We start from the raw sequence: 26,104 nt of genomic DNA, 5'->3' as shown, positions 1-26,104 counted from the left end.
TTTGAGTAAGATAGAGAAAAAGCAAGTGGTAATTATTGGCGGTGGTGCTTCCGGATTTTTTTGTGCAGCAAATTTGGATGAAAATAAATATAATGTTCTAATTTTAGAGCAAAATTCTGATGTCTTGCAGAAAGTGAAAATCTCAGGCGGTGGCAGATGTAATGTCTCGCATGCCTGTTTTGACCCGAGGGAATTGGTAAACTTTTATCCACGCGGGAATAAAGAATTGCGCAGTGTTTTCAGTAGATTTCAGCCGGGCGATATGATGGAATGGCTGGAAAAAAGAAATGTAGAGGTAAAAATCGAAGATGATAACAGGGTTTTCCCGATAAGTAATTCTTCATCGAGTATTATCAATAGTTTTGTAAATGAAGTTGTAAATAAAAATTTCGAAGTTAAAACACAGCAATCTGTTCAAAGTGTTATTAAAGAAAATAATCGCTTTTTAGTTAAAACAAAAACGGATGAATTTGTGTCAGATTATGTAGTTTATTGCACTGGAAGTTCGCCTAAATCATTGAAAATTTTAGAGCAATTAAATTTTAAAATAATTCCGTTAGTTCCGTCTCTTTTTACTTTTAATATTAAAAATGAGACTTTAAAGGATTTAATGGGAACATCTTTTTTAAATGCAGAAGTTTCAATTCCGGCTTTAAAAATGGAAGAATCCGGTCCGATGTTGATTACACATTGGGGACTTTCCGGTCCAGCAATTTTAAAAATTTCTGCCTGGAAAGCTTTAGAATTAGCCAAATTGAATTATAATTTTGAAATTCTGGTTAATTTTTTAGGAATTAACATTTCTGACGCAGAAGATTTATTTAAAGCTTTTAAAGAAAATAATCCTAAAAAAGCAATTGGAACCTCAAAGATCTTTGATATTACGAACCGATTTTGGCACCGCATTTTATTTGTTTCAAAAATTAATTTAGATAAAAATATTTCACAATTAACAAAAGTTGAAATTCAACTTATTTTAGAAAATCTTTGCGCGAAAAAAATGAAAGTTACAGGAAAATCAACTTACAAAGATGAGTTTGTAACGGCAGGCGGCGTAGATTTAAAGGAAATTAATTTTAAAACAATGGAAGCAAAAAATATTGAAAATTTTTATCTGGCAGGTGAAGTTTTAAACATTGATGCGGTGACGGGCGGTTTCAATTTTCAGGCGTGCTGGAGTGAAGCGTGGATCATTGCGGAAAGTTTAAATAATTTAAATTGAGATTAAAGCAAAACTGAATTATGATGTGTAATTTGGTTGCTTAGCATCCTAAAATCTTTTATATTTGATAAAAAAAAACATGAAAAAACTACTTTCCATATTCATTTTAATGCTGATCCTTACTGTAACTTCCTGTCAAACTCAGGTCGTTAGTTTAAAAAAACCTCTGAAGGGCAATTCCTTTGAACTTTATCAAAAATATACGATACAAACCCAGGACGCCCAAATTATAAAAATGAAAGTTTTGCGAGTTGATGAAACCAAAGTTTATGGAAAAGATAAAAAAGGAGAAACGGTAGAGTTAGAAAAAACCAATATCAGACAGGTAAAAAAATTAGACATTTTCGCCTCCGTTGCAATAGCCGTTGTAGCTATCGCCGCAGTTATTTTTGTGCCTATTTAATTTTATTTAGTTTAATGTCTATTAACCAAGTAGATAAAGAGCCAATTGCATAACATATCATATCGATCCAGCTAAAGGAATTTCCTAAAACGATCATAGCAATTACATTATTATTAAATCCCAATATTTCTGCAAAATGATAATATTGTAAAAATTCAATTAAACAGGCAAATACAAAAATCCAACATACCAGTTTCGTTTTGTTGAGTTTAAAGAAGGTTAAAATAAAAGTATACATTAAAATTACCACTAAAACATCACCAAAATACGCTCTCAAAAGGAAAATATTTTTGAAAACAGTTGCGATTAAAACTTCAGACATGAAGAGTGAAATTGTGAGAATAAAATACTTGAGGTCAAATCTCATTTTTGATTTATATTTGCTAAAATAACTATTTATGAAGAATTTTATTTTTTTTTTCTGATATTAATTTCGGGATTCGCTTTTTCGCAAGTTCAAAATGTTACTAAAAAAGACTCTATTAATCAAAAAACATTAAACGAAAAACCGTCAGTATTTCCGAAAGGTTTGGAAGCGTTTCGTAAAATGATTATGGATAATTTCAGAATGGAAAGTATAAAGTCTGAAAAAAATATCGTTTGTGAAATAACATTTATAGTTGAAAGAGATGGATCTGTATCTACGATAAAAGCAAGTGGTGATGATGAAAGTTTTAATACTGAAGCATTAATTGCAGTGTCTAAGATAGAGGAGAAATGGATTCCTGCAGAAATTAACGGTCAAAAAGTTCGTTCAAGATACAGAGTTCCTTTAAATATTACTTATTCTGATGATGGTGAAACTGCAAAATTTCCAGCAGGAGAAGATATTTTTAAAAAAATGGTGGTAAGTAATTTAAAGATAAAAAATTATACAAAAAATAAGATTTGTATAATTTCTTTTGCAGTTGATGAGAAAGGAAGAGTAAGGAATATCGATGTTGAAGGAAAATCTAGAAAGTTTAATAAAGACGTAGAGCAAGCCGTATCTCAAATAAATGAAACATGGATCCCCAAAATGTTCCGCGGCACTCCTATTCCAAGTCATATAGAAATTAATTTTGAAATAAATTAAAACCTACTTCCCAATCATCTTCTTAATAGAATTCAACTTCATCAGCGCTTCAATTGGCGTCAAAGTATTAATATCCATTTTTGTTAATTCTTCACGAATACTTTCCAAAACGGGATCATCTAATTGAAAAAAAGAGAGTTGTAAATTTTCTTCCGTAACACGTTTTATTTTGTCAGAATTTCCTTTGCTGCTCCGCGATTCTTCTAATGTTTTTAAAATTTCTGTTGCGCGATTCACAACTTTTGAAGGCATTCCTGCAATTTTTGCCACGTGAATTCCGAAACTGTGTTCGCTTCCGCCGGAAATTAATTTTCTTAAAAATATAATATTGCCTTTATTTTCCTGAATTGAAACGTGAAAATTTTTGATGCGTTCAAAATTCACCGTCATTTCATTAAGTTCATGATAATGTGTTGCAAATAATGTTTTGGCCTGCGTGGGATGTTGGTGTAGATATTCCGCAATTGCCCAAGCGATGGAAACGCCGTCGTAAGTGGAAGTTCCGCGTCCGATCTCATCTAAAAGTATCAAACTTCGGTCAGAAATATTATTTAAAATATTGGCGGCTTCGTTCATTTCCACCATAAAAGTAGATTCTCCGGAAGAAATATTATCAGTCGCGCCAACTCGCGTGAAAATTTTATCTAAAATCCCAATTTCCGCATGTTTTGCCGGAACATAAGAACCAATTTGTGCCATTAAACAAACAATTGCAGTTTGACGTAAAATCGCAGATTTCCCCGCCATATTTGGTCCGGTCACCATAATTATTTGCTGGGAATCTTTATCTAAAAAAACATCATTTGGAATGTATTTTTCGCCCAATGGCAAAGCATTTTCAATAATTGGATGTCGCGCTTCCTGTAAATTTATTTCAAAACTTTCGTTTAAAATTGGTTTCGTATAACTTTCAGAAATAGCCAGTTCAGACATTGAAATTGCCACATCAATTTTTGCAATTAATCGCGAATTATCCTGAATTCTGTCAATGTAGATCATGACTTCTTCACAAACTTTTCTGTAAAGTTGAAATTCTAATTTAGAGATTTTTTCTTCTGCGCCTAAAATCTGATCTTCGTATTCTTTAAGTTCTGCCGTAATATATCTTTCGGCGTTTACTAAAGTTTGCTTGCGAATCCAGTCTTCGGGAACTTTATCTTTATGAGAATTTCTAACTTCGATGAAATATCCAAAAACGTTATTAAAATTTATTTTCAAACTCGAAATTCCTGTGCGTGCGATTTCTCTTTCGCACATTTCATCTAAAAAGTTTTTGCCTTTATTTTGAAGACTTCGTAGATAATCTAATTCTTCTGAAACCTCCGATTTAATTACATTTCCTTTATTTAAATTGACTGGCAATTCTTGGTTGAGATTATTTTCTAAATATGAAATCAACTCTTTTTGCTCATCCAAAGGCTGAATCCAAGCCAAAATATCTGGAAATTGATGTAGTAATTCTTTTATTTTTTGAATGTTATTTAAACTTTGACGAAGATAACCGAGTTCTTTCGGTGAAATTTTTTCTGCCGCCAGTTTTCCCATTAAACGGTCAAGATCTGAGATCATTTTTAGTTGGTCTAAAATCTCAAATTTAAGATCATCTTCTTTGTTGAAAAATTCTATTAAATTTAATCTTCGATTAATGTCGTTGACAGATTTTAAAGGGAGAATTAATCGTCTTCGCAATAATCTTCCGCCCATCGGCGTTGTGGTTTTATCAATAATATCAAGCAAACTTTTTCCTTCCTGATGCGTTGGATAAACGATTTCTAAATTCCGCAACGTAAACTGATCCAACATTAAATAATCCTCCTGCGGAATTTTATTTATTTTGGTAATGTGTTGTAAAAGAGCATGATGTGTATCTTCAACTAAATAAGCGAAGATTGCGCCGGCTGCGGTAATTCCTAATTTTAAATCAGAAACACCAAAACCTTTTAAAGAATTTGTTTTAAAATGAGCCGTTAATTTTTCGCTTGCGTAAGTATATTGAAATGCCCAGTCTTCCAATTTAAAACAACTTCTGTTTTTTAACTGAGTCGGAATTTCTGAATTTCTTTGGTAAATAATTTCACTTGGATCAAAAGTGGCGACCAAATGCAGTAATTTTTCTAAATTTCCTTCAGCAACTAAAAATTCACCAGTAGAAATATCGATAAAAGCCATTCCAAATTTTTCTTTTTCTTTATGAAGAGAAAGCAGAAAATTATTTTTTTTAGAACTTAAAACTTGGTCGTTAAAAGTAACTCCGGGCGTAACCAATTCTGTAACACCTCTTTTCACAATACCTTTCACTCCTTTTGGATCTTCCAATTGATCACAAATAGCGACACGCAAGCCAGCGCGAACTAATTTTGGTAAATAAGTGTCAATCGAGTGGTGTGGAAAACCAGCCAATTCAGTATTTGTTTCGCCTAAACCTCTTTTCGTAAGTGTAATTCCTAAAATTTTTGAGGCTCGAATTGCGTCTGCGCCAAAAGTTTCATAAAAATCGCCCACACGAAATAACAGCAAAGCATCTGGATATTTTCCTTTGATGCCATTGTATTGCGTCATTAATGGGGTTTCTTTTTTAGACATTTATTTAAAGGAATAGTTTAGGTTTAAAAATCTTAATTTTGTCAAAAATACGAAAAATGCAGCCTACGCAGAAATTGAAATTAGAGGAACTCGGGAGAATAGATGTGCAAACTTTTAAAGAAATAAAAAAAATTCCGTTAATTGTCGTTTTGGATGATGTTAGAAGTATGCATAATGTGGGCGCGGTTTTCAGAACTTCTGATGCTTTTATTATTGAGAAAATAATTCTGTGTGGCATTACACCAAAACCTCCACACCGGGAAATTCACAAAGCGGCTTTAGGCGCAACGGAAAGTGTAGATTGGGTTTATGAAGAATCAATCGAAACGACTTTGCAAAATTTAACTAAGGAAAACTATCAGATACTCGGGATTGAGCAAACTACAAACAGTGTTTCATTAGAAAATTTTGAAATTAAAAAGTCTGAAAAATACGCCTTGGTTTTAGGGAATGAAGTAGACGGTTTAAGTGAAATCGCGCTTCCACTTTATGACACATTTTTAGAAATTCCACAAATGGGAACGAAGCATTCCTTAAATGTCAGTGTTTGCGGTGGAATCGTTATCTGGGAGTTTTTTAAAAATCTGGTGCAAAATTAATTAGTTTTCCTATAAAACTACCGTTTGTATAGAATGTGCTGGAGAAAATAATTTTGCAGATTGGCCTTGAATCCAAAGATTAACAGGCATATCTTTGTCAGATTCATTCATGATTACGGTGACTAATTCTCTGTTTTCATTCATAAAAGATGTAGAAATAATTGCCGCACGATTGGATGAATTTGATATTCTATGCGCATTTGGTTTCACAAATTTTGAAAGTTGCCCAATGTAGTAATATTCATAAGTGTAAAAAACTTCGCCGGTTTTAGTGTTTGCTATTATTGGTGCGAAGCAAAAATTTCCGACATGGTTTGGTCCGCCGGTTTCATCTAAAAGAACGTTCCAATCTGTCCAAAGTGCGGTTCCTTTATTAAAATCGGTTAGCATATTTCTGCCGTACAATTCTCCCAAAGAAACATCATTGATTTTGTCGTAATTAAACTGTTCCTTACACCCTTCAGAAAAAGCTAGAAATTTATCAGGAAATGCTTTTTGTGTCTCCTCTAAATTATCAAATAATGGTTTGCTGTTATTCCATGTTTCGTACCAATGGTAGGCAATTCCTGAGGCGTATTTGGATGTTTCAGGATCTTTTAAAGTGGTAGTTGCACGCTGAAATATTAAATCTCTATTGTGATCCCAGATCATTACTTTTTTATCTTTATATCCATTTTTCCACAAAGCAGGACCTAAATTATTTTTTAGAAAATCACCTTCTTCCTGTGCCGTGTAAATGCAGGATTCCCAGATTTGAGTGGCCATCGGTTCATTTTGAATAGTCAATCCCCAGACATTTAATCCCCTTTTTTCATACTCCTGAATAAATTTCACGTAATAATCTGCCCAACTTTGGTAATACTTGTTTTCTAATCTGCCACCTTTCAGCATACTGTTATTAGATTTCATCCACAAAGGTGGACTCCAAGGTGAGAAATAAAGCTTAAAATTATTTCCTATCAATTTTTGCGCTTCTTTGATCATTGGAATCTTATATTTTTCATCGTGTGCGACAGAAAAAGATTTTAGTGAAGTGTCACCATCTTTTACATAGATGTAAGAATCTGAGGAAAAGTCACAGGAGTTCATGTTGGTACGAACCAGATTATATCCGATGCCGTTTTTACCGTAATAAGCCTGAAGGATTTCCTGCTGCTTGGCTTTTGGCATTTTATATAAAGTTTCTGCAGACGCATCTGTGATAGCGCCGCCGATGCCGAGTAATTTTTGATATTTAAAATCAGGATCAACGAAAACACAGGCATCAGTTTCTTTTGGCTGATCGAATTTCTCAAAATTCACCCTTCCCTTATCTGTAAATTTTTCTGCCGTTTTAGAATTGGTAAGAATTACTTTAGCCGTTTTTTTTGTTTGAGTTTGCCAATAATTTTGTGCGTTGGAGGTGTATAAAAACCCAAAAGCAAAAATAGGAATCAGAATTTTTTTCATAATATTAAATTTACTTTTAGAAACTTGAGTTTAGAATAAAAGTTTTATTTCAAAAGTTGGTCAAAAGTATTCCCTTGTTTAATATCGCCAGAGTTATAACCTTTCATAAACCATTCCTGACGTTGCGCCGAACTTCCGTGCGTAAAAGCTTCCTGATTAACAGTTCCCGTACTTCTTTTCTGAATATTATCATCGCCAACTGCTGCTGCTGCTTCCATGGCACTTTGAATATCTCCGGGTTCTAAAATATTTTCTCTTTGATCGGTTAATTTTGCCCAAACGCCAGCGTAAAAATCCGCCTGAAGTTCTGTGGCTACGGAAACACGGTTCATATCTGCTTCAGAATATTGTCCGCTACCTCTCATTTGATCAACTTTTTGCGTTGTGCCTAAAAGTGTCTGAACATGATGTCCGATCTCATGCGCCATTACATAGGCAATGGTAAATTCTGTCACTTGTGCGCCAAATTTTTGTTGAAGTTCATTAAAAAATGCCATATCCATATATACCGTTTCGTCGGCAGGACAATAAAATGGTCCCATCGCAGACTGTGCCGTTCCACATCCGGAATTTGTTTGATCTTCAAACATGACAACGTGTGGTTTTCTGTAAGTCATTCCCAGTTTCTGAAATTCTGAAGACCACGTTTGTTCGGTTTCACCGGTCACCATTTCTACAAATTTTCGTGTTTTCAATTCTTCGGGAGAAAGATCTCGTTGTTCTGTTTGTGCAGATTGCTGCGACATGCCGGAACCTAAAATTGCTGATGGATCTCCACCCATAAAAAATACAATGGCTGCGATTATTAAAGTGCCGATACCTCCGCCAACGAGTGCGCCACCGCCGCTGCTTCTGCCACGTCTGTCATCTACGTTGTCACTGCTGTCATTTGTCCATCTCATGAGAAAATTATTTAGGATTTAAAAATACAAAAAATATTATAGCTTGAATTTAAATTTAAAAATTTGCTACATTAATTTTTAGTAAGTGCTATTTGGTGGTGTATATCAAACTTTTCTTTCCTTCGCCGGTTTTTGTTAAAAAGTTGTAGTTTTTTACAATATTACTATCCCGTTTATTGATCAGAATGTTAAATTTTTCTTTTGTTAAAGATTTTTTAGATAAATTTTCTTCGTCAATTGAGATTACTTTTCCATTGCTGTAGAACTGGCTTGAATATGTTTTTTCACCTAAATAATAGAGTGGTTTTACTTTTTGGTTCTGTAAAACATATTTATCTGTATTGCTGAATTTTGAAAAAACACCAGGAATAAATGAGATAAAAATGAGAATAACAGAAAGTGCCGGTAAAATCATGGCTGTATAAACATAAGCTTTCTTGTTTTTAATGTCATTCCAGAAGGTAGCAATGAAAAGAGCAATCGGTACTGAAGTTGGTAGAACATAAGTGTGTATCAAACTTTTTGAGGTCGTGAAAAAAATAGGAGTCCAGATGATCCAAAAGAGGAGGTAGACAAGCCATTGATCCTTAAAAATTAATTTTTTTAATTTAACAATTTTAAAAATAACAAAAATTAACCAGGGAATAGTTAAGCCTAAAAGAAAAACCCAAATAATACCTAAAGGCTGAATTTTGGGAAATCCATATTTGTCGCCTTTCCACGAAGAATCAAAAAATCTTTTATAATGTTCACCCACGAAAAAATAATCCAGAAATCCCGGTGTTTTTTGTTCTGCTAAATAATACCAGGGCACAGCAATTATTAAAACAAGTAAAATCCCTAAAATCCAGGGAAATGCAGTAAAAATTTTCTTAAAATTCCCAAATAAAACTGCCCAAACAAAAATTGGAGGCGCGGTAAGTACGATTACAATTGGTCCTTTTGCAAGAAAACCAACACCGATAGCGACAAAAAAAAGATATTTCCAGTACGATCTTCCATCATTAATACCTTCCCAAAAGGCAATCATAATGCAGGTCATTGATAGCAATAATGTCATATCTGTAGATACTACGCCGACGTGGAGGAGAAATTCCGGAACAGTAAATAAAATAAAAGCCGGGATGATCAGTTTTATGTTTAACCTTTTTGCAATTGGTCTTATCAACAATAAGAGTAAAATTGAAATCACGAAAGAAGGAAAGCGTACTGCGAATTCATTGACGCCTAAAAGTTTTATGGAAATTGCAGAAAGCCAGGTTGATAAAGGTGGTTTTGCCCAAAAAGGAATTCCATTATCAATTTGTGGCGTTACCCAATTTCCAGTTTCTGCCATAATCCTGGCAATGTTTGCATAGCGCGCCTCAGTTTTATCCATCAATGGAATCACCGCGTTCAAAAGTAACCTTGCTACAACAATAATTGCGAAAGAAATGTAATAAAACCTCGGATTATCTAGCGATTTTTTTTGCTGCATTGTTGTATTTCTTATTAATTAAAAACAAATCGTACCACAACCGAAAGAAATAGGTGAACTGTACTTTTGATTCAGCGACGTCCTGCCATTTTTGTAAAGGAATTTCACGACAGATATTTTTCATTTTTTCGGCTCCAAAACTGTTTTTTAAACGGAAAAAAAGTTCCACATCAAATAACCATTTTGAGAGAAAAGATTCTTTAAATAAATTTTCCGCAATATCTCTTCGAAACACTTTGCAGCCGCATTGTGTATCGTAAACGGTAAGTCTTAAAAGCGTCGAAATAGCTGTAGCAATGCCTCTTCCCAAATAGTGGCGGTAATTTTTCCGGCGGATATTATTATCAATTTTTGAAATTCTGGAACCAAAAGCAAAAACAATGTCACCTTCGATAAAATTTGAAATAGAAAGCCATTCTTCAAGAGAAGTCGCGAGATCGGCGTCAAGATAACCAATTTTTTTGGCGTCAGGAAAATCTTTTAAACATTGGATTGTTGCGACTTGGATCGCTTGCGCTTTACCTAGGTTTTTAGGCAAATCTACTACTTCAACTTTTGCAGGGAATTTTGTATTTATATTATTTAAAACATGTAAAGTTTGATCAGACGAACCATCATTAACAAAGACAATTTTACAGCTTTCTTCTTTTTCAAGAAAATTGCAGTAACCTTCTAAAGGCAGTCTTTTTTCCTCATTATAACAAGGCACGATAATGACGTTTTCCATGGAGATAATGAATTTTTTAAGTAAGTTGTAGGATTTAGTTTTTAGGGATTAATTAAAATTCTTAAAACTAAGTAACCAATTAAATGTTCATAAATTTTTGTAATTTCTCTATTTTCCGAAACCAATATTATTTGGTTTAAAATCTAAATTTTTTTTAAAATCAATCATCTGCAAAGCTGTTACAGCCGCTTCTACACCTTTGTTACCCAAATCTCCACCGCTTCTGGCGATAGATTGTTCTTTGGTGTTATCGGTTAAAACGCAGAAAATTGCCGGTGTCTCAGTAAGAATATTACAATCTTTAATACCTTGCGCAACGGCATCACAAATAAAGTCAAAATGAGGTGTTTCTCCTCTGATTACAGATCCGATAGCAATTACAGCATCAAAATTTCCTTTTTTGCAAAGTTGCATCGTTGCGAAGCTAAGTTCAAATGCCCCTGGAATTTGAAATAATTTAATATTTTCTTTTTGTACGCCTTCTTTTTCTAAAATCTCCACAGCTGCATCACGCAGATTGAAAGTTACGAAATCATTCCATTGAGAAAATACAATGCCGATGTTGTATTCATCGGCATTGGTAATATTTAAGGACTTGTAATTTGAAAGATTTACGGTCGCCATATTTTAATAATATTTTGTCATTTCAATTTGTGCGTCAGACATTCCATTGTCGTAATCTCTGTACTTTTCATCAATAGTAGAAAAATATTTTTTCGCTTCAGTGTTTTTCTTTAAGGCTAAAGCTAAAATTCCTGCTTTTTTTGTAAAATAATAAGATGTGTAAGCATCGCTGGATTCACTTGCTGCTTTATCTAAAAGCGAAAGTGCTTCGTCACTTTTGTTGAGGTTACTTTGGCAGTCAGCCATTGCGCCATATTTCAAAGCCACTAAAACTTTATTGCCTGAGGAAAAATTATCCAAAAGATCATATGCTTTTTGGAAATTTCCTTTTTTAAATTCTAAAAGTCCTGCATTGTATGCAGATAATTTACCTGCAGCTGTAGAAGAATAATCATTGTAAGTTCCAACAAATCCTGGATTAGCAGCAGATTTTCCGCCTAATGCTATATCTTCTTTTCCTTCAGAAAGATTTTTTTGAGCACTTAGATAGCTTTTTGTTGCTTCTTCATTTTTTGGCACTAAAATAAACTGTTGGTAGGCAAAAAAACCTAAAACTCCTAAAAGCAAAACTCCAAAAATTATACTTAATTGTTTAGCATAACGCTCTATGAAGCGTTCTGTTTTGAAAGCATCTTTATCAAGATCTTTAAAAAACTCGACAGTTTCTTTGCCTTCTTTTGTATGATTTGGTATGTTACCAGTTTGTTTATCAGCCATAATTTTTTTGAATAGAACTGCAAATTTAATCGTTTCTAAGCGATTTACAAAATACTTATCTTAAATTTAAATTTTAGCGAAATATTACAAAAAAGTATCAAATCTTTCAAAATGACAGGTATAACCGTTTGGTTGTTTTAATAAATAATCCTGATGCTCAGGTTCTGCCTGCCAAAAAGTAGAATAAGGTTCTAAAGTAGTAACCGCATCGGCTTTCCATTTGTTGGATTTATCAACGATATCAATCACTTCCTGCGCCGTTTCTTTCTCTTCATCGTTTTGATAAAAGATTGCTGATCTGTAGCTTGAACCTTTGTCGTTGCCCTGCTGATCGATAGTTGTAGGATTATGAATTCTAAAGAAATAGTCTAAAATATTTTTAAAAGACGTTTCACTTGCATCATAAGTTATTTCAATTCCTTCTGCATGACCTGGATGATTTCTGTAAGTAGGGTTGTCATTTTCTCCGCCGATGTAGCCAACTTCTGTATCTTTAATACCAGTTTGAGTTCTAAAAAGTTCTTCCATTCCCCAAAAACATCCGCCTGCGATGTAGGCTTTTTTTATATTTTCCATTTTATGAATAAATTTTTAATAATTTTAATGCTAGCATTTAAGCAAAAATCGTTCTAAAAAGTTTTAATATTTTAAAACAGAATAAATGTCAGCTTTAAAATTTTCTAATTTTTTTTCGCCGTTCAATTCTTCCAGATTAATAAGGAAACTGAATTGGGAAACTATTCCGCCTAATTTTTCTACTAAATTTCCAGCAGCTTTTGTAGTGCCGCCGGTTGCCAAAAGATCATCATGAATTAGTACACGCGAACCTGGTTTTAATTGATCTCTTTTAATTTCAATTTCTGCCGAACCGTTTTCCAGATCGTATTTTTCACCAATAAATGGCGGTGGCAATTTTCCTTTTTTTCTAATTAATATGAAGGGAACTTCCAGCGCAACTGCTATTGCAATCCCAAAAAGATAACCCCTACTTTCTATGCCGCAAACTGCATCAATTTTACCACGGCTAAAATCCGCAAGATCTTTTATAACTTCTTCATAAAGTTTTGGATCTAAAAAAATTGGTGAAATATCTTTAAACTGAATTCCTTTGGAAGGAAAATCAGAAATAGTTGTTACCGTATTTTTTAATTTTGAAATAAGCTCAGTTGAAGGCAAAATAATTACTTTTTTTGAGATGAATTAATTTTATAGCTTGAAATTTTCCAGATTCCGTTGGTGTTTTTTAAACCATAAGTAACGTCCAGAGCGACGGTGTTTCCATTCTTATCTGTGACGTTGTAATTTGCATTTACTGCCGCATTTTTGTCTGATGAATTGCTCGTTGTAACGGAATTTACGTTTAAATTTTTCACCGCACCAAAACCAGAATTTGGATTTGAAAAATTATCATAATTACCCCATGATGGATTATCTGCAACGTCGTAAGCACCTTTTAGATTTTGTGACCCAAGATTACTTAAAAATTTTAATACTGTAGATTTCGGATTTCCTGTGACAGCCGTCGGAGTTGTGGTTGCCGGAACAGGAATCGCGTTTGGATCAATTATTTCTGAAGTAGGCGGCGCAATTTGCATAGAATCTGATCTTTTGACAGTTGGTTCGAGTAAAGTTTTTGTATTTACGGGAACGCTCGCTTTGATCATTTGGTAAGTCTTTTTAGAACTTTTTACAGTTACTTTTATTTCAATTGTACCGTTGGAAATTTTTTCTTTTGGTAATGAAGCAAATCTCAAAGTAAAACCTTTAAAATTATTGTTTTGCATTAAATTTTTAGAAGTTAACAGTCTTGTTCCATTACTTGAAACCTCCATCACAGTTTCTAATGCGGCTCCGGTAAAAGAAATAGGTGTGCCGGAATTGTCAAGTAAACGAGGGACAACCTGCAATGCTTTTGGTCCTAGGATACTGTCAACGGAAATTGGCGTGGTTGTTATAGAAAGTGAAGATGCGTCTATTTCATTTGGATCTTTTTCTGTTGCATTTACATTGCCAAAAATATTCATTTCGCCCAATGATGGTGGGGAAGTGCTTGCCCATTCAACGCTGTTTTTTTTAGCAACAGCGTCAGCCATTGTTAAAATTTCTGGTACTTTTTTTCCTTCAAGAAGTTTCGATAAAGCTTTTAGTTTTGATATATCATCATTTCCTTCTACACCAAATGTTTTTAAAATGTATAAAGCTTCGTTAAATTTAATTTGCTGAATTGTATTTAAACTGGATTCCAAATCATTAACGCTGCTTTGAAATGTTTTTAAATCAGTAGAGTCTATTTCTGTCTTTTTACATGAAGTAAACAGCAGCAAACTAAAGGCGAAAAACAGAAAAAAATATTTTTTCATAATTAATGATTTATACAAATTTAGTAAAATAAACTTTTGAGTTTTAAAAAATTTTAGGCAAAAAAAATCCCGGCAAAAGTCGGGATTTAATATTTATTGTAACGAAATTTTAGAAAGGGTATTCATAAATTTCAGATTCATGCAAGTATGGGTTTCCCGTAGGAATTAGTTTGGCTTTTGATAATCTTGTCATTACAACAAATATAAACAATCCAACCACGAAGAACATGGCTCCAAAAACTAATAAAAATACTTCAGGTGTTTTCCAAAACGGACCTACAGTTCCCGGCATTACCATATTAAAGAAATCCATCCAGTGGCCAACGATCACTACAACTGACATCGTTGCCATTACTTTATAATTTCTTTTTATGCTACTGCTTACCATTACTAATAAAGGAACTAAAAAGCATAATATTAAACTTGTAAAAAATGTGAGTTTGTAATATTGAAATCTTCCAAAAAAGTAATTGACTTCTTCCGGAATGTTGGCATACCAATAAAGCATAAACTGTGCAAACCAGGTGTACGTCCAAAGCATACTTAATGCAAAAAGGAAAACGCCTAAATCATGTAAGTGATTATCATTGAACTGAGGTAAAGCTCCTTTTTTCTTTAAATAAACACAAATTAAAATTATAACTCCAATGGCACTTGCCCAGCAACTTACCATTGCATACCAGATGTACATTGTAGAATACCAGTGTGGATCAATAGACATTAACCAATCCCAAGCCCAGGCTGCAGTTGCAAAACCAAAGAATGCAATGTAAGCAACATTCCATTTATAATAAAGTTGGTATGTTTCTCTGGATCTGTCTTCATCAACTCTTTTGGACATGGATTTTAATTTCCATGCAAAAAATGTTGCACCTCCTACATATATCAAAGTTCTGATCGCATAAAAAGGAATATTCAAAAATCTCTTTTTTTCGTATAAAATTGAATCAAAGTTTGGTGATTTTGGATCGGTTAAAGAGCCATCCATCCAGTGAAAAATATGCCCAGCGCCGGAAATATTTAATGCAACCAGTATCAAGATAATCACACCGCCATATGGAATATAGGAAGAAATTGCTTCCATTACTCTCAGAACTATTATGGACCATCCTGCGTGTGCGGCTGTCTGAATTGAATAAAAGAACAACGCACAACAGCTGAGTGCAAAAGCGAAGATCGCTATAAGATGAATTGCAGCTAGAGGCTGATTGTGAATTTGTAAAGTGGCGTGTTCTAAATGAGATGCATGATCTTGCGGACCAACCATTTCACTTGAGTTACTTGGAGCGTTATGACCACCTGCGTGCACAGTTTCCATCATATGTTCTACCCGAACCTGATCAATGCCATGGTTCATAAAATACCCAATTCCGAAAGTTACTAATCCTAAAACGATGAGTATAATTGAATATAATCTTAATTTTGGTGAAAAACTATACATTTTTAATTCTTTTATTTTTTAGTAGTTTCTGTCGTTGCTGTTGCCGCAGGCGCTGAAGCAGCCATTGGTGTCGCAGGTGTTGCTGCCATTGGTGCAGTTGCAGTTGCGCTTGGTTGAGATTTGAAAGCATTCATTACATACATTGCAACTCTCCATCGGTCACCAATATTTAGCATTCCTGCATAAGATCCCATAGCATTTCTACCATGCATCATTACGTAATGTACAGATCCTACCGTGATTTCTCTGTCCGCGTATTTTGGAACTCCGGAATAAGCGCCGCTTAAAACGATTGGTCCCTGTCCATCTCCATTTACACCATGACAAGCAGAACAAGTATGTTCAAATAATATTTTTCCGCGAGCCAGATCTTTTGCTTTATTTTTTGCGTTTAATGGAGAAACTGTTAAAGTTTTAGCTTCATCGTAGCCGCCATTATATTCATCTGGAGTTTGAACTAAATCGTTGTTTGCTTCTACTACAAAATCATTATTTTGTGCAACAGTTCCTGTAACTGGTCCCAATCCTGAAGCGCCTTCATTTTTCACAAATAACGGAATTTCATTCTCATGTTTTGAATAAGCGATATCAGTTTTCGCAAGCGGGTCGTAAGCGACCGGAAAGTACATATCCGGAAAGTAAACCAATGGTGGATTATCTTTCGGTCCGCAGGAAGTAAGTAAAACACTTCCCAAACCTAATATGCTTATTATTTTAAAAAAACTATTTTTCATTTGAAATTTATTTTTTACTTAATTAATGTTTAAATAAATCATTAAATTAAGCATCTTTTATCGTAATTTCTTCTACACCGGTTTCTACCAGAAGCTGTTTGATTGATTCCACATCATCGGAGAGAAATTCTATCATAAATTTATCATCAGTAGTTCGTGGATCAGGATTTTGAGGTGGACAAAATGGGTACATTTTATTTCTAATCAGAAATGTAAGCGACATCATGTGTGCAGCGCAAAAAACCATAAGTTCAAACATCGGAACAACAAACGCCGGCATGTTTGTAAACCATGAAAATGAAGGTTTACCACCAATATCCTGAGGCCAGTCAAAATTCATAACATACCAGGTAAGAAGACTTCCCAGCGTAACGCCGTAAACAGCGTAAATAAATGCTGCATCAGAAATTCTTGTTTTTTTAAGACCCAAAGCTTTGTCAAGCCCGTGAACCGGAAATGGAGTATAGACTTCGGCAATTGCAATACCTTTTGCATTGAAAGCTTTTACGCCATTCATCAAATCATCATCGTCGCCATAAAGGCCAAATATTTTTTTAATGGTGCTCATCTCCTTCTTTTGCTTTATAAGTTTTACCTGAAATTTTCAAAATTGTTTTTAACTCTGCCTGTGCAATTACAGGGAATGTTCTTGCATATAGTAAGAATAAAACAGAGAAAAAGCCAATAGTTCCTAAATAGACGCCAACATCGATAATTGTAGGTTTAAACATCGTCCAGGATGAAGGTAAATAATCACGTGATAAGTTAATTACGATAATGTCGAATCTCTCGAACCACATTCCTATATTAATAATTAAAGCAATAATAAAAGTTGCTGTAATATTTGTACGTACTTTTTTAAACCAAAATGCTGCAGGAATAATTAAGTTACATGATATCAAGGCCCAAAAAGCCCACCAATAAGGCCCTGTTGCTGCGCCTGGAGATAGATAAGTGAAATCTTCAAATCTAGATCCTGAATACCAGCCAATAAAATATTCTGTTCCATAAGCCACGGTTACCATACCGCCTGTTAGAATGATTACAATATTCATTATTTCAATATGGTAGATCGTAATATATTCTTCTAGATGACAAACTTTTCTGGCAACTAACAATAGTGTTTGAACCATTGCAAATCCAGAGAAAATTGCTCCTGCCACGAAGTAAGGTGGATAAATTGTAGAGTGCCAACCTTTTATTACTGAAGTAGCAAAGTCAAAAGATACCGTAGTGTGTACAGAAAATACAAGTGGAGTTGCTAAACCTGCAAGAACTAAGGAAAGTTCCTCAAATCTTTGCCAGTGTTTTGCTTTTCCGCCCCATCCAAATGATAGAAAGGTGTATATTTTTTTTGTCCAAGGAGTTTTTGCACGGTCCCTGATCATTGCAAAATCGGGAATTAATCCCATAAACCAGAAAACTGTAGATACTGAAAAGTAAGTGGAAATTGCAAATACGTCCCAAAGTAACGGAGAGTTAAAATTCGGCCAAACTGAGCCAAACTGATTTGGTAAAGGGAAAACCCAGTAGCCAACCCATACTCTACCCATGTGAATTACCGGAAAGATAGCGGCCTGTACAACAGCAAAAATCGTCATTGCTTCCGCAGATCTGTTTACAGACATTCTCCATCTTTGTCTAAATAATAAAAGCACAGCGGATATTAATGTTCCCGCGTGACCAATACCTACCCACCATACGAAGTTAGTAATATCCCAACCCCAGTTGATCGTTCTGTTTAGTCCCCACGCACCAATTCCTGTACCTATAGTATAAGCGATACAGCCGAAGCCATAAATGAAAAGTACTAAAGCAACATAGATGGAAACCCACCACAGTTTTCCTGCTCTTTCTTCTATAGGTCTGGCGATATCATTTGAAATATCGTGATAAGTTTTGTGACCAATAATTAAAGGTTCCCTTATCGGAGCTTCGTAATGTCCTGACATTTTTTACCTATTTATTTTTTAAACGTTTTCCTTTCTGTTTCTTATTTTGGCGTGGTAAAACACATTTGGTTTTGTTCCCACCTCTTCCAAAAGTACATATTTTCTGTCTTCATTAAAGAGAGATCTTACTTTTGAAGATTTATCATTCATATCACCGAAGGAGAATACACCTGATGGACAAGCGCTTTCGCAAGCTGTATGAAACTGGCCGTCGCTTACGACTCTATTGGCTTTTTTGGCTTCAAGAATTACTGTCTGAGTTTGCTGGATACACATTGAGCATTTCTCCATCACACCTCTCGTTCTTACAACTACATCAGGATTTAGAACCATTCTGCCTAGATCATTGTTCATGTTATAATCAAATTTATCATTTAAATTATAAGTGAACCAGTTGAATCGTCTTACTTTATAAGGACAGTTATTTGCACAATATCTTGTTCCGATACATCTGTTATAGGCCATCATATTCTGACCTTCTTTACCATGTGAAGTCGCTGCAACAGGGCAAACTGACTCACAAGGAGCGTGATTACAGTGCTGACACATCACAGGCTGAAAGATCACATCAGGACTTTCGTTTGGCTGAATTAATATATCATATAAATTAGGTACATTTAAACCTCTGTCAACAGCTTCTTTTGTTTCAATTTTTTCTTTTGCAGAATAGTAACGGTCAATTCTTAACCAAAACATGTCGCGAGACATTCTTACTTCTGCTTTCCCAACAACAGGAACGTTATTTTCTGCCTGACATGCAATAATACATGCTCCACAGCCGGTACAAGAGTTAAGATCAACAGACAAATTGAAGTGTGGTCCGTCAGTATCGTCAAAAGCATCCCAAAGGTCAATTTTGCCAATTGGCATTGCTTCGTTTATTGTGTGAAGTTCCAATGGAACATTCCAACCTCTTATTTCACCTTCTTCAGTTTTTGAAATATCGTTAAATTTTACATTTAAGAATTTTTCTAAAGGTACTTCTTTCGCTATCTCATATCTACCCATTAATGTGTTTTGAAGCTGCATTCCTGCAAACTCGTGTACACCATCAACTTTAGATAAACTTACATTTGAAATCACAAGATTTGAACCGTCAAAAAGTGGGTAAGCATTCACACCAGTTTCTGCTGATTTTCCTGAGAATTTTTTTCCGTAGCCTAATGCAAGACCGAAAGATCCGTCTGCCTGACCAGGTTGTATAAAAACAGGAACATTTTCCAGTTTTACACCATTAGCCGTTAAATCTACTAGTGAACCATCTAATTGCATTCTCGCATTAAGATCGTTATCTAAGCCTAATTCTTCAGCATCTTTTGGAGAAACTGTAAGGTAATTATCCCATGACAAACGAGAAATACCATCTGGAAGTTCCTGCAACCAAGGGTTATTCGCTTGAGCACCGTCGCCTATCGAAGCATTGGTATATAGAACAAGTTCGTATTTTGAAGATTTAAATCCGCTTAATTCTGAAACTGCTTGTGCACCATTTCCACCTGAGTAAGTTAGACCAGTGCCGCCTGTTACCTCATTGAATCCACCGTATAAAGCTTTGTTAAAAGAAACAGAACCTAACAATGGAGTAGCATTGGCTTTAAGATAATCGTAAAAATTATTTTTAGGGCTGCTTTTTCCATTGGTCCAGACTAAAAGAGATTCTTCAAGCTGTCTTGGTTTGTAAACTTTCTGTATTGTAGGTTGAATTAAAGAATAACTACCTGTCTGAGGCATAATATCACCCCAAGATTCCAACCAGTGTGCTACCGGAATAACTGCTTTTGCCAACTGGTACATTTCATCTTTTTTCTCAGAAAACGAAATAACGTAAGGAACTTTAGCAACAGTATTTTTAAAAGCATCACTTTGCTTTTTATTTGAAGAATAAACCGGATTTACATTGTTTGTAATTAGCGTTCCGATCTGTCCGCTATTCAGCCAACCTAAAAATTCATTATATCTTGCACCATCAAACTCTTTAAGCATATTTGCTTTACCAGTAAATGCGCTCGATGCTAATTTTTGATTTATTAAATAAGATAAAACAACCGCTGCCTTAGAACCGTCAGCAAAAACAACTGCTTTAGATCCTTTTGCCTGCAATTCTTTTACTATTTCTGCTGCCTGCTTATTGGAAGTTCCACCGTTTAAACCGTTGTAAACTTCAACTAAAATTTTGTTGACGTCACTTGGTTTAAGTCTAATTCTTGTATCAGAATTCGCACCAGTCAAAGACATATTAGATTCAACCTGAATATGACGAAGCATAGTTTCACCAGGTTTTCTTGCTTTCGCGTATGAACTTTGAAGATTTGCTGCTAAATATTCCTGAAGAAAATCTGCCTGAAAAGAAACAACAAGTTCTGTATTTGAAAGATCATAAACCGGCAAAGCACGAACACCAAAAACCTCTTGTGATGCATCCAGTGCGGCTGCATGAGGTAAAGCGTCGTAAGTTATTAGCTCTGCTGTAGGATATTTTACTTTAAAATCACCAAATAATTTCTTGAACGTTGGACTTGGAAAAGAGTGGGATAGCACTACTATCTTTTTACCGGCACCCATTGATTCTGTCAAGCCTTTTAAAACGTAAGAATCAACACTATCGAAAGTGTCATCTTTACCATTTAATTTAGGCTGTTTGATTTTATCATTGTCATAAAGAGAAAGAACTGAAGCCTGAGCTCTCGCATTCGTTTTTCCTAAATCTCCTGCTAGTGCATTTGGTTCAATTTTAATTGGACGCCCTTCTCGGGTTTTTACTAAAACACTTGCGAAATCAGATCCGTTAAAAAAAGAAGTTGCAAAGAAGTTAGGAATTCCCGGGATGATATTATGTGGTTTAACCACATAAGGAATACTTTTAATAACTGGTGCCTCACAGGCTGCAAGCGTTACTGCTGCAGTAGAGAAACCTAAAAGTTTTAAGAAATCTCTCCTTGAAGTTCCTGGCTGATTCATTTTTTCAGCATTACCCAAAAAGTCATCAACCGGTATTTCGTCCTGAAATTCTTTTGCCGCCAGTTTCGCGTTCAGCGTCTGGTCTTTTAGTTCGTGAATACTTCTGAACTGTATTTTATTTGAAGCCATTGATACTTCTAATTTTTATTATTAATAATGACATTTACCACACTCTAAACCTCCAATTGCTGCAACAGTGATTTTCGCACCGGAACCGAATTGTTTTTTAAGTTTCTCATGAAGGTTTTTAAAGTAAGTTTTATTATAACCGTTCTTCATGTCTATCTCTGTTGTTCTGTGGCATTCTATACACCATCCCATTGTGAAATCATTGGCCATCTGCACGACATTCATCGTATCGATTTTTCCGTGACACGCTTTACAAACAACATCGATCTGATCATCTTTTTTCGGATGTTTTTTGTTGAAACCATCGATGATCGCATGTTCTCCTGCTACAACGTGCTGTGCGTGATTAAAGTAAACAAAATCCGGCATGTTATGGATTCTTGTCCATTGTACAGGGCTTGTTTTCCCTGTATAAGCCATTTTCTCTTTATCCCAACCAACGTGCTCATATATTTTTTGGATCTCACCATCATAGAATGCTTTGTCTTTTCCTGGTTCAAGATATTTCCCTTTATATTCAGGGATCATTTTGTGACAGTTCATACAAACATTCAGAGAAGGTATTTCAGAAACTTTACCATATTTTGCTGATGAGTGACAAAGCTGACAGTCAATTTTGTTTACACCTGCGTGAATTCTGTGAGAGAAATAAATTGGCTGCTCTGGCTTATAACCTTTGTAAACCCCGATCCACATTAGCCAGTTCCAGACTCCGTAGAAAGCAATAAGTGCTAAAACAGATAATATTCCTGTCCCGACCATTCTGTATTTATCGTAAAATTCAGCAAACGAAAATGCTTTGGCAGAATCCTTCGCATTTAATTCTTGAGATTTTTGAAGATTTACTAAAGTTCTTAGCTTTAACAATAACCAAAATAACAATCCTGCGATGACGACTAAACTTGTAATGATAATTTTAGAAGCCGCTTCATTATTTTTAGCTGCTTCCAAAGCCGCAACAGAATTCATATCTGTACCTCCAGCGCCATCTGCACTTGCTGCATCTGCTGCAGGAGCTGCAGGTGGATTAGTAGTGTAAGCTAAAATATCATCAATATCTTTATCTGAAAGATTTGCGAAAGCAGGCATTTCAGTCTTATTGAACTGCTCAAAAATTTCGTTAGCATACTTATCACCAGAAGCTCTAAGTTCTTTATTGTTCTTTATCCATTTATGTAGCCAATCTGGGCCTACATTTGCGTCTGTTTTTACTTTAGCTACAATCCCTCCTAAAGCCGGACCTACAACTTGCTTGTCTAATGCATGGCAAGAGTTGCACGCATTTGCTTTAAAAAGTTTTTCACCATTGCTTGGGTCGCCGGTTTGGGCGTGAACAGAAGCACTTGTTGACAGCAATAATCCTACGGCTATCAATACAGTTTTATAATGCTTTCTCCAACTAATCATTTAAATAATCTTGAGTTAGTAAATATATTTAAGTGTATATTCAATAGTGCAAAAGTACTATTTTAACAGAAAATTATGAGTAACTGTGTATGTTTTATTACATAATTTTCTAATTTGTAATTGTTCTAAATAGTAATGGTGCGTATATTTTTTATTTGTTTAAATTTGCAAAAATATTAATTAATGAAAAGTTTTAAGCAGCTATTTCTGTTTTTCGGATTCTTTGCATCGGTGTTGATCACAGCTCAGCAAGTTGTAAAAGTTGATACGATTTCGGGCAACACAGTGAAGATCTCAATGGATCAAAAAATAAGTGATATGCTCGAAAGCGTTGAAGGTAAATGCAGTAGAACTACAAAATCCGGTGATTCAGATTATTCAAATAACGGCACTTATATTCCACCAAGGATAAATTTACCGGATAGAGCGATCTCCACTGCTGAAGCATGTCGAAAAAATCCAAGAATTTTAGGAACTAAAATATTGGTAAATACCGTTAAAAGTAATGAAGAAGCCAATCAGGTGGCGCTTTATTTTAGAAGCAAATTTCCAATGCTGAAGGTGACAAAAGATGCTTCATTGCGACCAAATTACAAAATAATGGCCGGAAGTTATTTTACCAAGGAAAGCGCTTTAGCAGATTATAACAGTGTGAGAAGGGTTTTTAAAGAAGCCAGACTTGTCTCCTACCAGATCTTCTGTGTTGAGGCAAAATAACTTTTGCAGAATTTAAGATGAAAAAAGTCCGAAGATATTTTCTTCGGACTTTTTATTTATTTAAAATAGGCTCATTATTGATTTTTAACTAAAAGTCTAAAACCTTCACCGTGAACATTTATAATTTCCATGCCTGGATCGCCTTTCAGCAATTTACGAAGTTTAGCAATGTAAACATCCATACTTCTTGCAGTAAAATAATTTTCTTTTTTCCAGATTTTTCTTAGCGCTAAATCTCTCGGCATAAAGTCATTACGGTGCAGACAAAGAAGCTTTAAAAGCTCATTTTCTTTTGGTGATAATTTATATTCTTCATCACCTACTTTCAACTGACGAAGCATAGAATCAAAATAAATATTACTGATTTTAAATTGTTCCTGGCCTTCATCTTCCAAAGTTGCACTTCTCTGAAGAATTGCTTTTATTTTATAAAGTAAAAGCTCTGTATCAAAAGGTTTTGTGATATAATCATCAGCGCCTAACTGATAGCCTTTTAGAATATCCTCACGCATATTTCTAGCGGTAAGAAATATAATCGGAGTGTTTTTATCAATTTTTTTTACGTCTTCCGCTAAAGAAAAACCGTCTTTTTTCGGCATCATCACATCAAAAATGCAGATGTCAAATTCATTTTCTGTAAATTCCTTTAAGCCCATTTCGCCGTCTGTAGCGAGTGTAACTTCAAAGTCGTTAATGCTTAAATAATCCTTTAAAACGGCACCAAAACTTTGGTCGTCTTCCACTAAAAGTATTCTGTTGCTCATAATTTTTATTTTTTTTTAATTTTATAATCGATTATTGATACTTGATCATTGATTTTAAGATTTCAGAAATCATTAATCGACGATCATCTATTATTATTTTTTTAAACCATCGGAAGTTTTATGGTAAAAGTACTTCCCTGATCTTTTGCAGACTCTACAAGTATCTGGCCTTTATGAAGTTCTATTATTTTTTTAACATAAGAAAGTCCTAAACCCTGGCCTTTTACATTGTGGATATTTCCAGTTTCTTCTCTAAAAAATTTCTCAAAAATCTTCCCTTTATTCAAGGTTTCCATTCCCATTCCTTGATCCTTAATTTCTATAACGTACCAATTACCTTCATTTTTGGTTTTAATATTAATTTTTGGCGCTTCAGGTGAATATTTATTGGCATTATCAAGCAGATTGATCAATGCATTGGACATATGAAATTCGTCAATTTTAAAAATATGTTTAGTCGCTGTAAAATCTTTTTCAATAACGCCATCACGTTTTTCAACTATTAATTTAAAAGAATCTGCCATTCTGTTAATCAGCGCGCGAACATCGGTTTCCTTTAAAAATAATTCCATTTCGTTGCGCTCAAGTTTAGACATGTTCAGGACGTTTTCAACCTGTTTTTTCATCCGCAGATTTTCCTGTTTAATGAGTGCGGAATAATATTTTACCTTTTCCGGATTTGTCGCAATTTTATCATTAGCCAAGGAATCTGTCGCCACAGAAATTGTTGCCAAAGGCGTTTTAAACTCATGTGACATATTATTGATAAAATCCGTTTTTACTTCCGCGATTTTTTTCTGACGCATCATGTAATTAATGGAAATAATATAAATGCCCAAAATAGTAAGCAAACTCATAAAAGTACCTAGAAGCATAGGCAAATTATTTCTCGCTAAACTGTAATCTTTTCTCGGAAAAACGAGATTTAAGGTAAAAAGCGTGCGGTCTTGGCCATCCGTAAAAAGTGGATATCTGTAAGGGTCTTTTTCTTCTTTTTTAAATAGAGAATTAACAATTTTGGTAGGTTTTTCATTTTTATCGAAAACTGCAAAACCTATCGGGGTGCTAATACCGCGAATTTTCAATTCTTTAGTAACTACAGAATCCAAAACCCGGTCATTTACCCTTTTACTGATCGGTAAATTACTACCAACAATTCCCGCAAACTCCTTAGTAGTGTAATCTCCATTTTCCAATGAACGGCTAAGATCTGTTGTGAGTGGTTGTCTTTCGGTGGAATCTAATTTTAATCTGATGAGATTTTCATCAGTGCGCAAAGTAGCAAGTTTTAAACTGTCGCCCCTTTTAGAAATCGGAATATTTTGTTGTTCTAAAATACTTCGTGTGTAAGTAAGCGACCTTCTAGACGCGGAATCTTCTACTTGTGAAATAGTGGTTAATGAAGGTTGATTTTTACCTGCTAAGACTGTTTTACCAAAATTTTTATAATCTTCGTTAAGATATTTATTGATCTCAATTTCATTAATGGTCTTTGCGGAAGATTCTAAAGCGCTGTAAACTTTATTTGAGAATTCCTGTTCCAAGGCACTATAATAACCTTTCAACCAGTAAAATTGGAACGATGTGAACACAACGAGAGAAATGGTCATAAAGACCGAAATAATGGGAATAAATTTATTGTTCACCTTAATATTCATTTTGAAGTGTTAAAATTACTTCTTTTAAGAATATTAAAACAAAAATTTGCCTATAATATTATATAAAGTTTGTTAAAATTGCGTTTATTAACAAAATATTGTGAAAAACCCATTCTTGAAACATTAATTGTTAAGAAATTATTTTAAATAAATTTGCTAAGAAGTGGTCGAATATTTTAATTTGAAAATTCATTAATTACCGATAT

General features: G+C 34.4%; 24 protein-coding genes. 5 read left to right on the top strand and 19 right to left on the bottom strand.

Annotated features, from left to right (window positions below; translation table 11 throughout):
• The first annotated feature begins 10 nt into the window (after window positions 1-10).
• Together BM238_RS09590 and BM238_RS09585 are read left to right on the top strand one after the other, a co-directional pair.
• On the top strand, window positions 11-1,222 hold the full coding sequence (locus BM238_RS09590; RefSeq protein WP_090080490.1) for a BaiN/RdsA family NAD(P)/FAD-dependent oxidoreductase: 1,212 nt from the start codon (window positions 11-13) through the stop codon (window positions 1,220-1,222).
• Window positions 1,223-1,301: 79 nt separating this feature from the next.
• Window positions 1,302-1,625 (top strand): bacteriophage spanin2 family protein, encoded by a 324-nt coding sequence (locus tag BM238_RS09585; RefSeq protein ID WP_090080231.1) that lies wholly within the window; start codon window positions 1,302-1,304, stop codon window positions 1,623-1,625.
• Here BM238_RS09585 and BM238_RS09580 read toward each other — a convergent pair.
• Window positions 1,618-1,992, bottom strand: coding sequence for a ribosomal maturation YjgA family protein (locus BM238_RS09580; RefSeq protein WP_090080229.1), 375 nt, complete (start codon window positions 1,990-1,992; stop codon window positions 1,618-1,620). The two genes, BM238_RS09585 and BM238_RS09580, sit on opposite strands and share 8 nt — an antisense overlap.
• A gap of 186 nt (window positions 1,993-2,178) precedes the next feature.
• On the opposite strand from BM238_RS09580, the gene BM238_RS09575 reads away from it, so the two are divergent.
• Window positions 2,179-2,700, top strand: coding sequence for an energy transducer TonB (locus BM238_RS09575; protein WP_177205454.1), 522 nt, complete (start codon window positions 2,179-2,181; stop codon window positions 2,698-2,700).
• A 3-nt stretch (window positions 2,701-2,703) separates the two neighbouring features.
• Here BM238_RS09575 and mutS read toward each other — a convergent pair whose 3' ends face one another.
• Window positions 2,704-5,283, bottom strand: a complete 2,580-nt coding sequence (gene mutS, locus BM238_RS09570) for a DNA mismatch repair protein MutS (RefSeq protein ID WP_090080225.1) — start codon at window positions 5,281-5,283, stop codon at window positions 2,704-2,706.
• A 56-nt stretch (window positions 5,284-5,339) separates the two neighbouring features.
• Here mutS and BM238_RS09565 point away from each other — a divergent pair, with 56 nt between their 5' ends.
• Window positions 5,340-5,882, top strand: coding sequence for an RNA methyltransferase (locus BM238_RS09565; protein ID WP_090080224.1), 543 nt, complete (start codon window positions 5,340-5,342; stop codon window positions 5,880-5,882).
• A 9-nt stretch (window positions 5,883-5,891) separates the two neighbouring features.
• On the opposite strand, the gene BM238_RS09560 is transcribed toward BM238_RS09565, so the two are convergent.
• The 15 genes from BM238_RS09560 to BM238_RS09490 all read right to left on the bottom strand — a co-directional run bounded on the left by BM238_RS09560 (window position 5,892) and on the right by BM238_RS09490 (window position 22,759).
• Complete coding sequence (locus BM238_RS09560) at window positions 5,892-7,331, bottom strand: glycoside hydrolase family 30 protein (RefSeq protein WP_090080222.1); 1,440 nt, start codon at window positions 7,329-7,331, stop codon at window positions 5,892-5,894.
• A gap of 44 nt (window positions 7,332-7,375) precedes the next feature.
• Entirely contained in the window at window positions 7,376-8,233 is an 858-nt protein-coding gene (ypfJ, locus tag BM238_RS09555) for a KPN_02809 family neutral zinc metallopeptidase (protein WP_090080220.1), read from the bottom strand.
• Between the two features lie 88 nt (window positions 8,234-8,321).
• Window positions 8,322-9,710, bottom strand: coding sequence for an ArnT family glycosyltransferase (locus tag BM238_RS09550; RefSeq protein ID WP_090080218.1), 1,389 nt, complete (start codon window positions 9,708-9,710; stop codon window positions 8,322-8,324).
• Window positions 9,685-10,437 carry a glycosyltransferase gene (locus BM238_RS09545; protein WP_090080216.1) on the bottom strand — a complete coding sequence of 251 codons (753 nt, stop codon included), beginning with the start codon at window positions 10,435-10,437 and terminating at the stop codon, window positions 9,685-9,687. The genes BM238_RS09550 and BM238_RS09545 overlap by 26 nt, the downstream gene beginning before the upstream one ends.
• A 108-nt stretch (window positions 10,438-10,545) precedes the next feature.
• Window positions 10,546-11,061: a 6,7-dimethyl-8-ribityllumazine synthase gene (gene ribH / locus BM238_RS09540; RefSeq protein WP_090080213.1), complete on the bottom strand. Its 516-nt coding sequence runs from the start codon at window positions 11,059-11,061 to the stop codon at window positions 10,546-10,548.
• Window positions 11,062-11,064: 3 nt separating this feature from the next.
• Window positions 11,065-11,778: a YfgM family protein gene (locus BM238_RS09535; protein WP_090080211.1), complete on the bottom strand. Its 714-nt coding sequence runs from the start codon at window positions 11,776-11,778 to the stop codon at window positions 11,065-11,067.
• A gap of 84 nt (window positions 11,779-11,862) precedes the next feature.
• A complete protein-coding gene (msrA, locus tag BM238_RS09530) occupies window positions 11,863-12,354 on the bottom strand; it encodes a peptide-methionine (S)-S-oxide reductase MsrA (RefSeq protein WP_090080210.1) in 492 nt (163 codons plus the stop codon).
• 63 nt (window positions 12,355-12,417) lie between these two features.
• The gene (locus BM238_RS09525) at window positions 12,418-12,954 is read right to left on the bottom strand and encodes an adenine phosphoribosyltransferase (protein WP_090080208.1); all 537 of its coding nucleotides are present in this window, start codon (window positions 12,952-12,954) and stop codon (window positions 12,418-12,420) included.
• Between the two features lie 5 nt (window positions 12,955-12,959).
• Window positions 12,960-14,138, bottom strand: a complete 1,179-nt coding sequence (locus BM238_RS09520; protein WP_090080207.1) for a hypothetical protein — start codon at window positions 14,136-14,138, stop codon at window positions 12,960-12,962.
• A gap of 109 nt (window positions 14,139-14,247) precedes the next feature.
• Complete coding sequence (locus tag BM238_RS09515; protein ID WP_090080205.1) at window positions 14,248-15,579, bottom strand: quinol:cytochrome C oxidoreductase; 1,332 nt, start codon at window positions 15,577-15,579, stop codon at window positions 14,248-14,250.
• Between the two features lie 11 nt (window positions 15,580-15,590).
• Entirely contained in the window at window positions 15,591-16,313 is a 723-nt protein-coding gene (locus BM238_RS09510) for a c-type cytochrome (RefSeq protein WP_090080203.1), read from the bottom strand.
• A 46-nt stretch (window positions 16,314-16,359) separates the two neighbouring features.
• Window positions 16,360-16,881: a DUF3341 domain-containing protein gene (locus tag BM238_RS09505; protein WP_090080202.1), complete on the bottom strand. Its 522-nt coding sequence runs from the start codon at window positions 16,879-16,881 to the stop codon at window positions 16,360-16,362.
• On the bottom strand, window positions 16,868-18,265 hold the full coding sequence (gene nrfD / locus BM238_RS09500) for an NrfD/PsrC family molybdoenzyme membrane anchor subunit (protein ID WP_090080200.1): 1,398 nt from the start codon (window positions 18,263-18,265) through the stop codon (window positions 16,868-16,870). The genes BM238_RS09505 and nrfD overlap by 14 nt, the downstream gene beginning before the upstream one ends.
• 18 nt (window positions 18,266-18,283) lie before the next feature.
• Entirely contained in the window at window positions 18,284-21,352 is a 3,069-nt protein-coding gene (locus BM238_RS09495; protein WP_090080198.1) for a TAT-variant-translocated molybdopterin oxidoreductase, read from the bottom strand.
• Between the two features lie 21 nt (window positions 21,353-21,373).
• The gene (locus BM238_RS09490; protein ID WP_090080196.1) at window positions 21,374-22,759 is read right to left on the bottom strand and encodes a c-type cytochrome; all 1,386 of its coding nucleotides are present in this window, start codon (window positions 22,757-22,759) and stop codon (window positions 21,374-21,376) included.
• Window positions 22,760-22,942: 183 nt separating this feature from the next.
• On the opposite strand from BM238_RS09490, the gene BM238_RS09485 reads away from it, so the two are divergent.
• On the top strand, window positions 22,943-23,476 hold the full coding sequence (locus BM238_RS09485) for a sporulation protein (protein WP_090080194.1): 534 nt from the start codon (window positions 22,943-22,945) through the stop codon (window positions 23,474-23,476).
• 74 nt (window positions 23,477-23,550) lie between these two features.
• Here the strand turns inward: BM238_RS09485 and BM238_RS09480 are convergent, their stop codons facing one another.
• Complete coding sequence (locus tag BM238_RS09480; RefSeq protein WP_090080193.1) at window positions 23,551-24,240, bottom strand: response regulator transcription factor; 690 nt, start codon at window positions 24,238-24,240, stop codon at window positions 23,551-23,553.
• Between the two features lie 101 nt (window positions 24,241-24,341).
• Window positions 24,342-25,886, bottom strand: coding sequence for a sensor histidine kinase (locus BM238_RS09475; RefSeq protein ID WP_090080488.1), 1,545 nt, complete (start codon window positions 25,884-25,886; stop codon window positions 24,342-24,344).
• Window positions 25,887-26,104 lie beyond the last annotated feature (218 nt).

It is taken from the genome of Halpernia frigidisoli (assembly GCF_900113805.1).
Classification (GTDB): Bacteria; Bacteroidota; Bacteroidia; order Flavobacteriales; family Weeksellaceae; genus Halpernia; species Halpernia frigidisoli.
Note: the sequence above shows the minus strand (reverse complement) of the source record. Positions and strands in the feature narration are given on the sequence as shown.